We start from the raw sequence: 12,084 nt of genomic DNA, 5'->3' as shown, positions 1-12,084 counted from the left end.
CAGAAAACCAGGGGCGCCGTGAGGCGCCCCGTGAACCATCAGGCCTGCAGCTGCTGCGCCTGGGGTTGCGATTGCGCCGTGAGCCGGTAGCCGGCGCCGCGCACCGTCTCCACCATCACCGACGCGGCACCCAGCGCTTCGCGCAGGCGCTTGACGTGCACGTCCACTGTACGCTCTTCGATGAAGACATGGTCGCCCCAGACCTTGTCCAGCAGTTGCGAGCGGCTGTGCACGCGCTCGGCATGCTTCATGAGGTAGTGCAGCAGCTTGAACTCGGTGGGGCCCACCTTGAGCTGCTGGCCCTGGAAGGCCACGCGGTAGGTGCCGGCATCGAGCACCAGGTCGGCAATGGTCACGCTGTCGCTGACCTGCTCGGGCGCACGGCGGCGCAGCACGGCGCGGATGCGCGCCAGCAGCTCCTGCGTGGAAAACGGCTTGGTGATGTAGTCGTCGGCGCCAGCGTCCAGGCCTGCCACCTTGTCCGGCTCGTCACCGCGTGCGGTGAGCATGAGGATGGGGATGGCCTTGGTGCGCGCATCGGCGCGCCACTTGCGCGCCAGTGACAGGCCACTCTGGCCGGGCAGCATCCAGTCGAGCAGGATGACGTCGGGCAGCACGGCATCGAGCTCGCGCTGGGCCGAATCGCCATCTTCGGCCCAGAAGGGCTGGAATCCGTTGTGCCGCAGGTTGACCGCGATCAGCTCGGCGATCGCAGGTTCGTCTTCGACAATCAGAACACGGGGTAGCTTTCTCATACAGCGTTCACAGGCCTACAGCACGGCCGATTCGATCTCATCGAGGGCCGTGTGGCGCACGTCCTTGCCCTTGACCAGGTAGATGATGAGTTCGGCCACGTTCTTCGAATGGTCGCCGATGCGCTCGATGGCCTTGGCCAGGAACAGCAGGTCCAGGCTCGGGGAGATCGTGCGCGGGTCTTCCATCATGTAGGTGACCAGCTTGCGCACGAAACCGTCGAACTCCTTGTCGATCAGGTCGTCCTCCTTGAGGATGGAAACGGCCATCGCGGTGTCCAGGCGGGCAAAGGCATCCAGCGCCTTGCGCAGCAGGCCCGAGGCCAGCTCGGCCGCCACGCGCAGGTCGCTCGATGGCAGCGAGCGGGCGGCGCCGCTCTCGATGATGGAACGCACCATGCGCGCCATCTTGTTGGCCTCGTCGCCCATGCGCTCGAGGTTGGCCGTGGCCTTCGAGAAGGCCAGCAGCAGGCGCAGGTCGCGCGCGGTGGGCTGGCGGCGCGCGATGATGGAGGACAGCTCGTGGTCGATCTCCACTTCCATGGCGTTCACGCGCACTTCGATGGCGGCGACCTGCTCCACGGCCTCGATGCTGAACTGCGACAGGGCGTAGACCGCCTGGCGGATCTGCGACTCCACGAGGCCGCCCATTTCCATGACGCGGGCGGAGACGCTGTTGAGTTCGGAGTCGAACTGCGACGAAAGGTGCTTGTCGGGCATTGCTGTCTCCTTAGCCGAAACGGCCGGTAATGTAGTCTTCGGTTTCCTTGCGCTGCGGCTTGAAGAACATCTGTTCCGTCTCGCCGAACTCGACCAGGTCGCCCAGGTACATGTAGGCGGTGTAGTCGCTGCAGCGTGCGGCCTGCTGCATGTTGTGGGTCACGATGACCACGGTGTACTCGTTCTTGAGTTCGGCGATCAGCTCTTCCACCTTGGCGGTCGAGATCGGGTCCAGCGCCGAGCAAGGCTCGTCGAGCAGCAGCACTTCGGGCTTGATGGCAATGCCGCGGGCGATGCACAAACGTTGCTGCTGGCCACCGGACAGGCCGGAGCCGGTCTGGTTGAGCTTGTCCTTGACTTCGTTCCACAGGGCTGCCTTGCGCAGCGCCCATTCCACGCGGTCGTCCATGTCGGTGGCGCTCAGGCTCTCGAACAGCTTCACGCCGAAAGCGATGTTGTCATAGATCGACATCGGGAACGGGGTGGGCTTCTGGAACACCATGCCGACCTTGGCACGCACCAGGGCCACATCCTGCTTGCTGGTCAGCAGGTTCTCGCCGTCCAGCACGATCTGGCCTTCGGCGCGCTGCTCGGGATACAGCTCGAACATGCGGTTGAAGGTGCGCAGAAGCGTGGACTTGCCGCAACCCGAGGGGCCGATGAAGGCCGTGACCTTGTTCTCGGGGATGTCGAGGTTGATGCCCTTGAGGGCATGGAACTTGCCGTAGTAGAAGTTCAGGTCGCGCACCGTGATCTTGGACTTGTTGGGCACGTCGTTCTTGAGAATAGCGGACATGAGAGTGTCTTTCTTGCTGCTAGGGCTTACTTGTGGCGGGTCAGGACCCGCGCCAGGATGTTCAGGCCGAGAACGGCGACGGTGATGAGGAACACACCGGCCCAGGCCAGTTGTTGCCAGTTCTCGTACGGGCTCATGGCGAACTTGAAGATGGTCACGGGCAGGCTGGCCATGGGCTTGGACAGGTCGCCGTTCCAGAACTGGTTGTTCAGTGCGGTGAACAGCAGCGGAGCGGTTTCGCCGGCGATTCGGGCCACGGCCAGCAACACACCGGTGATCACGCCAGCGCGGGCTGCGCGCAGCGTCACCAGGATGATGACCTTCCATTTGGGCGTACCCAGGGCGTAGGCCGCTTCGCGCAGGCTCGACGGCACCAGCACCAGCATGTTTTCGGTGGTGCGGATGACCACCGGGATCACGATCAGCGCCAGCGCCAGGATGCCGGCATAGGCCGAGAAGCTGCGAAAGCGCGCCACCACCACGGCATACACGAACAGGCCGATCACGATGGAGGGTGCCGACAGCAGGATGTCGTTGACGAAGCGCGTCACCGAGGCCAGCAGGCTCTTGGTCTCGTACTCGGCCAGGTAGATGCCGGCCATGATGCCGATGGGCGTGCCCACAAAGGTGGCCAGCAGCACCATCACGAACGAACCGAAGATGGCGTTGGAGATGCCGCCTGCTTCATTGGGTGGCGGCGTCATCTGCGTGAACAGGGCGACGCTCAGGCCACCGACGCCCAGGCGAACGGTTTCCCAGAGGATCCAGATCAGCCAGAAGACGCCGAATGCCATGGCGGCGAGCGACAGGACCAGGGCGATCTGGTTGACGCGCTTGCGGCTGTTGTAGCGCGCCTGCCGCTGCTGGTCGAGCTCGGCCGCCGAAATCAGGCGCTGCCCGGTGCTGGTGGTGGTGCTGCTCATGAGCGCGCTCCTTCATTCTTTTGCAGGCGGGACAGCAGGATCTTGGAGCAGGTCAGCACGACGAAGGTGATGAAGAACAGGACCAGGCCCAGGTAGATCAGCGAGGCCTGGTGCAGGCCTTCGCCGGCTTCGGCGAATTCGTTGGCCAGGGCCGAGGTGATGCTGTTGGCCGCCTCGAACATCGACAGGGAGGACAGCTGGTTCATGTTGCCGATGACGAAGGTCACGGCCATGGTCTCGCCCAGCGCACGGCCCAGGCCCAGCATGATGCCGCCCAGCACACCGGTCTTGGTGTAGGGCAGGACCACCTTCCACACCACTTCCCAGGTCGTGGAGCCCAGGCCGTAGGCGGACTCCTTGAGCAGGGCAGGGGTGACTTCGAACACGTCGCGCATCACCGAGGCGATGAACGGGATGATCATGATGGCCAGGATGATGCCGGCCGACAGGATGCCGATGCCCACCGGAGGGCCCGACACGAACGCACCCAGGTAGGGAACGCCCTGGAACAGGGACTGCAGCGGCTGCTGCACATAGGTCGCGAGGATGGGGCCGAACACCATCAGCCCCCACATGCCGTAGACGATGGAGGGCACGGCAGCCAGCAGCTCGATGGCCGTGCCCAGGGGGCGCTTGAGCCAGGAGGGCGACAGCTCGGTCAGGAACAGCGCGATGCCGAAGCTCACGGGCACGGCGATCAGCAGCGCGATGGCGGAGGTGGCCAGCGTGCCGTAGATCATCACCAGGCCGCCGTACTCGTTCTGCACGGGGTCCCAGACACTGCTGGTGAGGAAGCCCAGGCCATATTTGGCGATGGAAGGCCAGGCCCCCACCACCAGCGAAGCCAGGATGCCCAGCAGCAGGAGCAGGGTCAGGATGGCAGCGCCACGTGCAAAAAAGCCGAACAGCTTGTCGGCCAGCACGCCGGAGATCAGGGGGCGGTGTGGGGAGGGGGGCATTTTCTCAGTACGCAAAGGGGCCGTCGCAATGGACGGATTGTCGCGGACCGGCATCGTTGTGGACACGTTGGTAGCCTTGATTCAATGGATTTGAAGTTGAAGGGCCGGCTTACCGCCGGCCCTGTCAAATTACTTGAACGCTACGGCCTTGCCGGACGTATCCTTGATATCACCCCAGGACTTCAGGATGATGGCCTTCACGCTGTCGGGCATGGGCACATAGTCCAGGTCGGCGGCGGTCTTGTCGCCCTGGGTGTAGACCCAGTCGAAGAACTTGAGGGCCGTGGTGGCCTGGACAGGCTTGTCCTGCGCCTTCTGCATCATGATGAAGGTGGCGGAGGTGATGGGCCACGAATCCTTGCCGGGCTGGTTGGTGAGGATCTGGTAGAAGCTCTTGGCCCAGTCGGCACCGGCAGCAGCGGCCTTGAACGTGGCATCGTCAGGAGAGACGTAGTTGCCGGCGGCGTTCTGCAGCTGCGTGTAGGTCAGCTTGTTCTGCTTGACGTAGGCGTACTCGACGTAGCCGATGGAGTTGGGCAGGCGGCCCACGAAGGCGGCGACGCCTTCGTTGCCCTTGCCGCCCGCACCGGTGGGCCAGTTCACGGCCGTGCCTTCGCCGACCTTGGACTTCCACTCGGCGTTCACCTTGCTCAGGTAGTTGGTGAAACCGAAGGTGGTGCCGGAGCCGTCGGCGCGGCGCACGGGGGCGATGGCGGCGTCAGGCAGGTTCACACCGGGGTTCAGCGCCTTGATGGCGTCGTCGTTCCACTTGGTGATCTTGCCCAGGTAGATGTCACCCAGGACCTGGCCGCTCAGCTTCATCTGGCCGGGCGCAATGCCCTTGATGTTCACCACGGGAACGATGCCACCGATCACGGTGGGGAACTGCACCAGGCCCTTCTTGGCCAGTTCGTCGTCCTTCAGAGGCGCGTCCGAAGCGCCGAAGTCGACCGTCTTGGCTTCGATCTGGCGCATGCCGGCACCCGAACCCACCGACTGGTAGTTGATCTTGACGCCCGTGGCCTTGTTGTAGTCAGCCGCCCACTTGGAATACAGAGGAGCCGGAAAACTGGCGCCTGCGCCGGTGGCTTCCTGCTGTGCCATGGCCTGAGAGAACGCACCCGCAGCGACCACACCAGCAACAAGGACCCGAATCGCGGACATTTTCATGGAGATACCTCTTGGGATAAATGAGTTGGGATGAGGCGACTCTAGGACCCGTATGTGACATTGTCGTGACACACAGATCGGTTGTCACACATCCCGCTCCTCTGTACAGGCGTTTACGTTTGTCATCCAGTTGTCACGGTGCCTGCTTAGTCTCCCGCCACCGAGATGAATCGGCTACCTACCTGGAGAATCACATGTTCCGCCGTTACGCACTGCAATCTGCCCTCGCCCTGGCTACGGTCGCCGCCCTGGCCGGCTGCGCCAGCACCGGTTCCGCCCCCTCCCCCCTGGACAGCACGATTGCAAAGACGCCTTCGCTGAGCACCTTCAACAAGCTCGCAGCCCAGGCGGGCCTGGCCGACACCCTCAAGGCCGCCGGCCCCTACACCGTGTTCGCCCCCTCGGACGACGCCTTCAAGGCGGTGCCCGCCAAGACCCTGGCCGACCTGCAGGCCAACCCGGCCCAGCTCAAGGCCGTGCTCAGCCACCACATCGTGGCCGGCAATGTGACCGCCGCAGCCGTCAAGTCCGGCAACACCAAGACCCTGAACGGCTCCGACGTGGCCCTGTCTCGCGCCGGCACCTTCGTCACCGTGGAAGAAGCCATGGTGGAGAAGGCCGATATCGTCGCCACCAACGGCGTGGTGCACGTGGTCGACCGCGTGCTGATGCCTCCCAAGAAGTAATCGCACCGCCACGCGACATGGAACGCTCACCCCCTCCCTGCGGAGTTCAGCGCCGCCACTGGCTGCAAGGGGTGGCGGCCATGGGCCTGGCAGGCCCGGCCTGGGGCCAGGGCACCGACCCATCCACCAGAAAATCGGATGCCGACCGCCCCCATGTGGTGGCGCAGATCGCCGACCTGTCCCCCGACCAGCAGGACGTGAGCCGCGACTTCCTCGTCGGCTCGCGCACGGCCTGGCAGGAGATCAATGCCAAGGGGGGCGTCCAAGGCCGGCCCGTGCAGCACCTGACGCTCGAGACCGACGGCACGCCCGCGGGCCTGCAGTCCGCCTGGCAGACCGCGCAGCGCCAGGCCGCCTGCATCGCCCTGTCGGGCTGCGTGGGCAACACTGCGGCCAGCGGCCTCATCGCCCTGCAGGCCAAGGCGCCCGGCGATGCCGCCCTGCCCTTCGTGGCGCCCTGGCTGCACGACACGGCAGGCATTTCCACCGCCACGGGTTCCAGCGACACCGTGTTCGACGTGTTCGCCGGGCACGAGGCCCAGATCACCCATGCCATCAAGAACCTGGCCAGCATGGGGGTGCAGACAGTGGGGGTGGCCTATGCCAGCGCTTCCGTGCGGCGCCAGTCCGAAGCCATGGTGGCGCATGCCGCCCAATCGATGGCGCTCAAGGTGCAGGCCCTTGCGCCGCAGGGTACTGCAGCCAAGACCGGTGCCGGTGCGCGCGTGGACCAGTCCATCGTGCTCTTCATCGGCGGCACGCCCGAGCTCTTTTCGTTCCTGGACCAGCTCGCGCTGCCCCAGGGCCGCCAGTGCTACGTGGTGGCCCTGGCCGATGTGAACCTGCAGGTGCTGGCCCAGATGGGTCCGACCGCGGCCAAGGCCTCGGTCATCGTCACGCAGGCCGTTCCCATGGTGAACGCCAGCCTGCCCGTGGTGCGCAGCTACCGCGAGGCGCTGGCCCGCCTCTACGACGAACCGCCCTCTCCGCTGGGCCTGGCCGGCTACATTGCCGCACGCTACACCGCCGAGGTCATGGGCGGCATCAACGGCCCCATCACCCGGGCCAGCATGCTGGCCGCGCTGCAAAAGCGCGCCACGCTGAACATCGGCGGCTATACCGTCAGCTACCAGGGGCGCCAGCGCGCCAGCGCCTACGTGACCCAGGCCATGCTCACCACGGCGGGACGCATCATTGGCTGAACTCGCCTCCAGACGACGGCCCGGGTGCTATGCTGGGCCGAAAGGAAAACAGCGCACCCCGCGCACCACCATGCACAACGGAACACTGCTCGCAGCCGTGGATCTGGGATCCAACAGCTTTCGCCTTGAAATCGGCCGCTACGAGCACGGCCATGTCCAGCGCGTCGAATACCTCAAGGAGACCGTGCGCCAGGGCAATGGCCTGGACGAGGACCGCAACCTCACCCCAGAGGCCATGCAGCGCGGCTGGGACTGCCTGGCACGCTTCGGCGAGCGCCTGGCCGGCTTTTCGCACACGCAGGTGCGCGCCGTGGCCACCCAGACCCTGCGCGAGGCGCGCAACCGCGAGGAATTCATCGCCCGCGGCAGCCAGGTGCTGGGCTACCCGATCGACGTGGTCTCGGGACCCGAGGAAGCACGGCTGATCTACCAGGGCGTGGCACGCCTGCTGCCCCAGTCCGACGAGCGCCGGCTGGTGGTGGACATCGGCGGGCGCTCCACCGAACTCATCCTGGGCCAGCAGTTCACGCCGCACGCCGTGGCCTCCTTTCGCGTGGGTAGCGTGGCCTGGTCATCGCGCTACTTTGCCGGCGGCCTGTTCACGCCCCAGGCCTTCATGGCCGCCGAGATCGCCGCCAAGGCGGTGCTCGACGAGGCCCTGGCCACCTTCCGGCCCGACGGCTGGGATGTGGCCTACGGGTCCTCGGGCACGGCGGGTGCGGTCGGCGACATCCTCACCGCCGCTGGCGGGCCCGAGGGCCTGATCACGCGCGAAGGCCTGGACTGGCTGCACGAGCGCCTGCTGCGTGCGCAGAGCGCCGACCGCGTGCGCCTCGATGGCCTCAAGGACGAGCGCCGCGCCGTGATCGGCGGCGGCATCAGCGTGCTGCGCGCCGTGTTCGACCTGCTGCACATCGAGCAGATGCAGGTGGCGCAGGGCGCCCTGCGCCAGGGCGCGTTGTACGACCTGCTCGACCGCGAGCAGCCGGGCACCGACCTGCGCAGCACCACCGTCAACGGCCTCATGCAGCGCTTTGGCGTGGATGTGGAGCATGCCGAGCGCGTGGCGCGCATCGCCTGCCAGCTGTTCGACCAGGCCGCCCCGTCCGGCAGCGAGCGCGCCTCGCGCAAGCTCGACTGGGCGGCGCGCCTGCACGAGATCGGCTGCCGCATCTCGCACAGCGACTACCACCGCCACGGCGCCTACATCCTGGACCACACCGACGCCGCCGGCTTTGCCATGCCCGAGCTGCACCGCCTGGGCCAGCTGGTGCTGGGCCAGCGTGGCAAGGTGCGCAAGCTCGATGTGGACCTCGAAGACGCGGGATTCGCCCTGCAACTGCTGTGCCTGCGGCTGGCCGTGGCCCTGTGCCATGCGCGCCGCGACCCGGACACCGAGGGTCTGCAGTTGCAGGTCAAGGGCAACCGCTTCCTGCTGTCGGCACGCCGGGGCTGGGCGACGGGCTACCCGCAATCGGCCCACCTGCTGCGCGAGGAAATGCTGGCCTGGCAAAAGACCCCATGGGAGCTGGTGGCAGAGCTGCCGTGACGCAGAAAGAAAAACGGTATAAACTGTTTATACCGTTTTACTCTCTTTTGCCATGACCAGCACTGCACCCGCAACCAGCACCCCCACCCCCACCGCTGCGGCCACCCCGGCCACGGCCCCTGCCGTGAAGGCCCCCGCAGCCGCCAAGCCTGCAGCCAAGGCCGCCAAAAAGCCGGCGCCCAACGCAGCTGCGGCCAAGGCCCCTGCCGCCAAGCCCGCGCCAGCGGCCAAGCCGGCAGCCAAGGCCGCTGCCAAGCCCAAGGCCGCGGCACCTGCTGCAGCCAAGCCCAAGCCCGCAGCCGCCCCAGTCCCCGCCAAGGAAGCCAAGGCCAAGAAGCCCAAGCTGGTGCGCGACAGCTTCACCATCCCCAAGGACGAGTACGCCGTGGTCGAGACGCTCAAGCAGCGCGCCGCCGCCCTGGCCCAGCCCGCCAAGAAGAGCGAGCTGCTGCGCGCCGGCCTCAAGCTGCTGGCCGGCCTGTCCGACACCGCCTTGCGCAGCGCGCTGCAGGCCGTGCCGTCGATCAAGACCGGCCGCCCGAAGGCCGACGCACCTGCCGCCAAGAACGGCCGCAAGTAAAAAGCGGCCCTCGGGCCGCTGCGTGGTGGTGATTGAAGGTGCTCCCGCCAGGGTCAGACGAACTCTGGCGACTGCACAGCCATCAGCACCGTCTGGCTTTCGTCCATGCGCTGGCGCTGGCGCAGCCACCACACGGCGCCCTTGCGCACCGCGCATTCGGGCGCCTGCATGCCCAGCAACTGCGCAATGGTCTGGCCCAGCACCGGCTGGTGGCCCACGATCAGCACGGCGCCGCGCGCCCGTGGCCACTGCGCCAGCTCCAGCAGGTCCTCGGTGGTGCAGCCGGGCAGCAGCTCGGCGCGCATCTTGAACTTGCGGCCCAGGGCATCGGCCGTCTGCTCGGTGCGTCGGGATGGGCTGGCCAGCACGCGCAGGCCCTCGGGCAACTGGCGGTCCAGCCAGGCGGCCATGCGCGCCGCCTGTTTCTCGCCCCGTGGCGTGAGCGCGCGGGTCAGGTCGTCCGAGCCGTCCTGGGCTTCTTCGGCCTCGGCATGGCGCCACAGGATCAAGTCCATCATCACGTTCCTTGCTGCTCGACCCGCGCCACCGGCACAGGCGGTCCGTAGCGCACCATGAGCGCCGCCTGCGCACCCTGCCCGTCTTCGGGATGGGGTGCCCGGGCATAGGTGCCGTCGGGGTTGAGCGTCCATGCGTCACGGTCGTCGTGCAGGTAGGCCACCAGGCACTCGTCGACGATCTGGCGGCGCAGGCGCGGCTCGGTCACGGGCCAGGCCAGTTCCACGCGGCGCATCATGTTGCGGTTCATCCAGTCGGCACTCGACAGGTACAGGTCTTCCTCGCTGCCGGCGCGAAAGTAGAAAACCCGCGTGTGCTCCAGGAAGCGCCCGATCACCGAGCGCACGCGGATGTTGTCGGTCACGCCCGGCACCTGGGCCGCGAGCATGCAGGCGCCGCGCACGATCAGGTCGATGCGCGCGCCACGCTGGCCGGCCACGATCAGGGCACGCATCAGCGCCTCGTCGGTCAGCGCATTCATCTTCGCGACGATGCGCGCATCCTCGCCCCGGCTGGCGGCCAGGCCCACCTGCTCGATCTTCTCGATCATGCGCCGCTGCAGGTGGAAGGGCGCGAGCAGCAGCTTGCGCAGCTTGGGCGGCCGGTTCTGGCTGGCCAGGTGGTTGAACACACCATCCATGTCGGCCGTGGTGTCCTCGTCGGCCGTGAGGTAGCTCAGGTCGGTGTACAGGCGCGCGGTGCGCACGTTGTAGTTGCCGGTCGACAGGTGCCCATAGCGGCGCAACTGGCGGCCTTCACGGCGCGTCACCAGCAGCATCTTGGCATGGGTCTTGAGCCCCACCACGCCATACACCACCTGCGCCCCGATGGATTCAAGCGCCTCGGCCCAGTTGATGTTGGCCTCTTCGTCGAAGCGCGCCTTGAGCTCCACCACGGCCATGACCTCCTTGCCGCGGCGCACGGCCTCGGTCAGCAGGTCCATGAGTTCGGAGTCGGCGCCCGTGCGGTAGATGGTCTGCTTGATGACCAGCACCTGGGGGTCGTTCACCGCCTCGCGCAGAAAGGCCAGCAGCCCATCGAAGCTCTCGAAGGGCTGGTGCATGAGCACATCGCGCTTGCCCAGCTGCTCCATGATCGAGACCCCCGGCACCAGCTGGCGCGGCCAAGCCGAGCGCCAGGCCGGGAACAGCAGCGCGGGGTCGTTCACCAGGTCCACCAGCTGCGTCAGGCGCACCAGGTTCACCGGGCCGTGCACGCGGTACAGCGCCGGCTCGGGCAGGTCGAACTGCTCGAGCAGGAAGCGCGAGAGGAACTGCGAGCACCCGGCCGAGACCTCCAGCCGCACGGCCTGGCCATAGTGGCGGTGCTGCAGGCCCTGGCGCAGGGCGGTGCGCAGGTTGCGCACATCCTCCTCGTCGAGCGCCAGATCGGAGTGGCGCGTGACGCGGAACTGCGAGAACTCCGTGACCTCGCGGCCGGGAAACAGGTCGTCCAGGTGCGCGCGGATGATGCTCGAGAGGCTCACGAACAGCGATTCGCCTTTGGCAGCCAGGCGCGGCGGCATGCGCACCAGGCGCGGCAGCGCACGCGGCACCTTGACGATGGCCACCTCGTTCTTGCGACCGAAGGCATCGTGGCCATGCAGGCGGACGATGAAATTGAGCGACTTGTTGGCCACCTGCGGGAACGGGTGGGCGGGGTCGAGCCCCACCGGGATCAGCAGCGGGCGCACCTCGCGCATGAAATACTCATGCACCCAGGAGCGCTGGGCTGCCGAGCGCTCCCCGTGCGAGACGATGCGAATGCCGTGCCGAGCGAACTCGGGCACCAGGGAGTCGTTGTACAGCGAGTACTGGCGCGCCACCAGGTCATGGGCCTTGGACGCCAGCGCAACGAAGGAGGCCTCTGTATAGACCCCCTTGCCCTCGCCGCTCTTGGCGGCGGTCAGGTGGGCGGCGGCGCGCACCTCGAAGAACTCGTCGAGGTTGGACGACACGATGCACAGGTAGCGCAGGCGCTCCAGCAGCGGCACGTCGGTGCGCACGGCCCAGTCGAAAACGCGCTCGTTAAAGCCCAGGATGCTGTGGTCCCGGTCCAGGAACATCGGCGCCCCCGGCACGGCGGCAGCCACCACTGGCGCAGGCACGGGCTCGGCCGCCGCCTGCAGAGCGGCTTCCTGGCGGTCATCGGGGCTGTCACATTGCGAAATCACAGGTTTTCTGGAGGAGAAGGAAGGCATGGGCACTCGAAAGCCACGGGGAGCGGGTGCC

The 12,084-nt window shown here is 66.8% G+C and carries 12 protein-coding genes; 4 read left to right on the top strand and 8 right to left on the bottom strand.

From position 1 onward, the window contains the following. Window positions 1–38: 38 nt before the first annotated feature. The 6 genes from phoB to pstS all read right to left on the bottom strand — a co-directional run bounded on the left by phoB (window position 39) and on the right by pstS (window position 5,320). On the bottom strand, window positions 39–755 hold the full coding sequence (phoB, locus tag AC07PF_RS24615; RefSeq protein ID WP_007847669.1) for a phosphate regulon transcriptional regulator PhoB: 717 nt from the start codon (window positions 753–755) through the stop codon (window positions 39–41). A 15-nt stretch (window positions 756–770) separates the two neighbouring features. Then, a complete protein-coding gene (gene phoU, locus AC07PF_RS24610) occupies window positions 771–1,472 on the bottom strand; it encodes a phosphate signaling complex protein PhoU (RefSeq protein ID WP_007847672.1) in 702 nt (233 codons plus the stop codon). Window positions 1,473–1,482: 10 nt separating this feature from the next. After that, entirely contained in the window at window positions 1,483–2,268 is a 786-nt protein-coding gene (pstB, locus tag AC07PF_RS24605) for a phosphate ABC transporter ATP-binding protein PstB (protein WP_007847674.1), read from the bottom strand. 26 nt (window positions 2,269–2,294) lie between these two features. After that, window positions 2,295–3,191, bottom strand: coding sequence for a phosphate ABC transporter permease PstA (gene pstA / locus AC07PF_RS24600; RefSeq protein WP_494613605.1), 897 nt, complete (start codon window positions 3,189–3,191; stop codon window positions 2,295–2,297). Then, entirely contained in the window at window positions 3,188–4,150 is a 963-nt protein-coding gene (pstC, locus tag AC07PF_RS24595; protein WP_238541777.1) for a phosphate ABC transporter permease subunit PstC, read from the bottom strand. Before pstC ends, pstA begins: the two co-directional genes overlap by 4 nt. Before the next feature lie 129 nt (window positions 4,151–4,279). After that, the gene (gene pstS, locus AC07PF_RS24590) at window positions 4,280–5,320 is read right to left on the bottom strand and encodes a phosphate ABC transporter substrate-binding protein PstS (protein ID WP_007847680.1); all 1,041 of its coding nucleotides are present in this window, start codon (window positions 5,318–5,320) and stop codon (window positions 4,280–4,282) included. Window positions 5,321–5,514: 194 nt separating this feature from the next. On the opposite strand from pstS, the gene AC07PF_RS24585 reads away from it, so the two are divergent. The 4 genes from AC07PF_RS24585 to AC07PF_RS24570 all read left to right on the top strand — a co-directional run bounded on the left by AC07PF_RS24585 (window position 5,515) and on the right by AC07PF_RS24570 (window position 9,337). Continuing rightward, window positions 5,515–6,006, top strand: coding sequence for a fasciclin domain-containing protein (locus tag AC07PF_RS24585; RefSeq protein ID WP_494613604.1), 492 nt, complete (start codon window positions 5,515–5,517; stop codon window positions 6,004–6,006). A 17-nt stretch (window positions 6,007–6,023) separates the two neighbouring features. Further along, window positions 6,024–7,208, top strand: a complete 1,185-nt coding sequence (locus AC07PF_RS24580; protein WP_494613603.1) for an ABC transporter substrate-binding protein — start codon at window positions 6,024–6,026, stop codon at window positions 7,206–7,208. A 70-nt stretch (window positions 7,209–7,278) separates the two neighbouring features. Continuing rightward, a complete protein-coding gene (locus AC07PF_RS24575) occupies window positions 7,279–8,757 on the top strand; it encodes a Ppx/GppA phosphatase family protein (protein ID WP_494613602.1) in 1,479 nt (492 codons plus the stop codon). Window positions 8,758–8,809: 52 nt separating this feature from the next. Next, the gene (locus tag AC07PF_RS24570) at window positions 8,810–9,337 is read left to right on the top strand and encodes a hypothetical protein (RefSeq protein WP_494613601.1); all 528 of its coding nucleotides are present in this window, start codon (window positions 8,810–8,812) and stop codon (window positions 9,335–9,337) included. Between the two features lie 53 nt (window positions 9,338–9,390). On the opposite strand, the gene AC07PF_RS24565 is transcribed toward AC07PF_RS24570, so the two are convergent. Both AC07PF_RS24565 and ppk1 read right to left on the bottom strand, forming a co-directional pair. Then, window positions 9,391–9,855 carry a SixA phosphatase family protein gene (locus tag AC07PF_RS24565; protein ID WP_494613600.1) on the bottom strand — a complete coding sequence of 155 codons (465 nt, stop codon included), beginning with the start codon at window positions 9,853–9,855 and terminating at the stop codon, window positions 9,391–9,393. Continuing rightward, window positions 9,855–12,053 carry a polyphosphate kinase 1 gene (ppk1, locus tag AC07PF_RS24560; protein WP_494613599.1) on the bottom strand — a complete coding sequence of 733 codons (2,199 nt, stop codon included), beginning with the start codon at window positions 12,051–12,053 and terminating at the stop codon, window positions 9,855–9,857. Before ppk1 ends, AC07PF_RS24565 begins: the two co-directional genes overlap by 1 nt. Between the last annotated feature and the right edge of the window lie 31 nt (window positions 12,054–12,084).

This window comes from Acidovorax sp. GW821-FHT10A04 (genome assembly GCF_059415825.1).
This window is presented reverse-complemented; position numbering and strand designations above follow the sequence as displayed.

What these genes read in the sequence shown, in the direction of transcription:
- ppk1 (WP_494613599.1), bottom strand. Translation starts at nt 12,053, where the DNA reads ATGCCTTCCTTCTCCTCCAGAAAACCTGTGATTTCGCAATGTGACAGC.
- AC07PF_RS24585 (WP_494613604.1), top strand. Translation starts at nt 5,515, where the DNA reads ATGTTCCGCCGTTACGCACTGCAATCTGCCCTCGCCCTGGCTACGGTC.
- AC07PF_RS24580 (WP_494613603.1), top strand. Translation starts at nt 6,024, where the DNA reads ATGGAACGCTCACCCCCTCCCTGCGGAGTTCAGCGCCGCCACTGGCTG.
- pstB (WP_007847674.1), bottom strand. Translation starts at nt 2,268, where the DNA reads ATGTCCGCTATTCTCAAGAACGACGTGCCCAACAAGTCCAAGATCACG.
- phoB (WP_007847669.1), bottom strand. Translation starts at nt 755, where the DNA reads ATGAGAAAGCTACCCCGTGTTCTGATTGTCGAAGACGAACCTGCGATC.
- pstS (WP_007847680.1), bottom strand. Translation starts at nt 5,320, where the DNA reads ATGAAAATGTCCGCGATTCGGGTCCTTGTTGCTGGTGTGGTCGCTGCG.
- phoU (WP_007847672.1), bottom strand. Translation starts at nt 1,472, where the DNA reads ATGCCCGACAAGCACCTTTCGTCGCAGTTCGACTCCGAACTCAACAGC.
- AC07PF_RS24575 (WP_494613602.1), top strand. Translation starts at nt 7,279, where the DNA reads ATGCACAACGGAACACTGCTCGCAGCCGTGGATCTGGGATCCAACAGC.
- AC07PF_RS24570 (WP_494613601.1), top strand. Translation starts at nt 8,810, where the DNA reads ATGACCAGCACTGCACCCGCAACCAGCACCCCCACCCCCACCGCTGCG.
- pstC (WP_238541777.1), bottom strand. Translation starts at nt 4,150, where the DNA reads ATGCCCCCCTCCCCACACCGCCCCCTGATCTCCGGCGTGCTGGCCGAC.
- AC07PF_RS24565 (WP_494613600.1), bottom strand. Translation starts at nt 9,855, where the DNA reads ATGATGGACTTGATCCTGTGGCGCCATGCCGAGGCCGAAGAAGCCCAG.
- pstA (WP_494613605.1), bottom strand. Translation starts at nt 3,191, where the DNA reads ATGAGCAGCACCACCACCAGCACCGGGCAGCGCCTGATTTCGGCGGCC.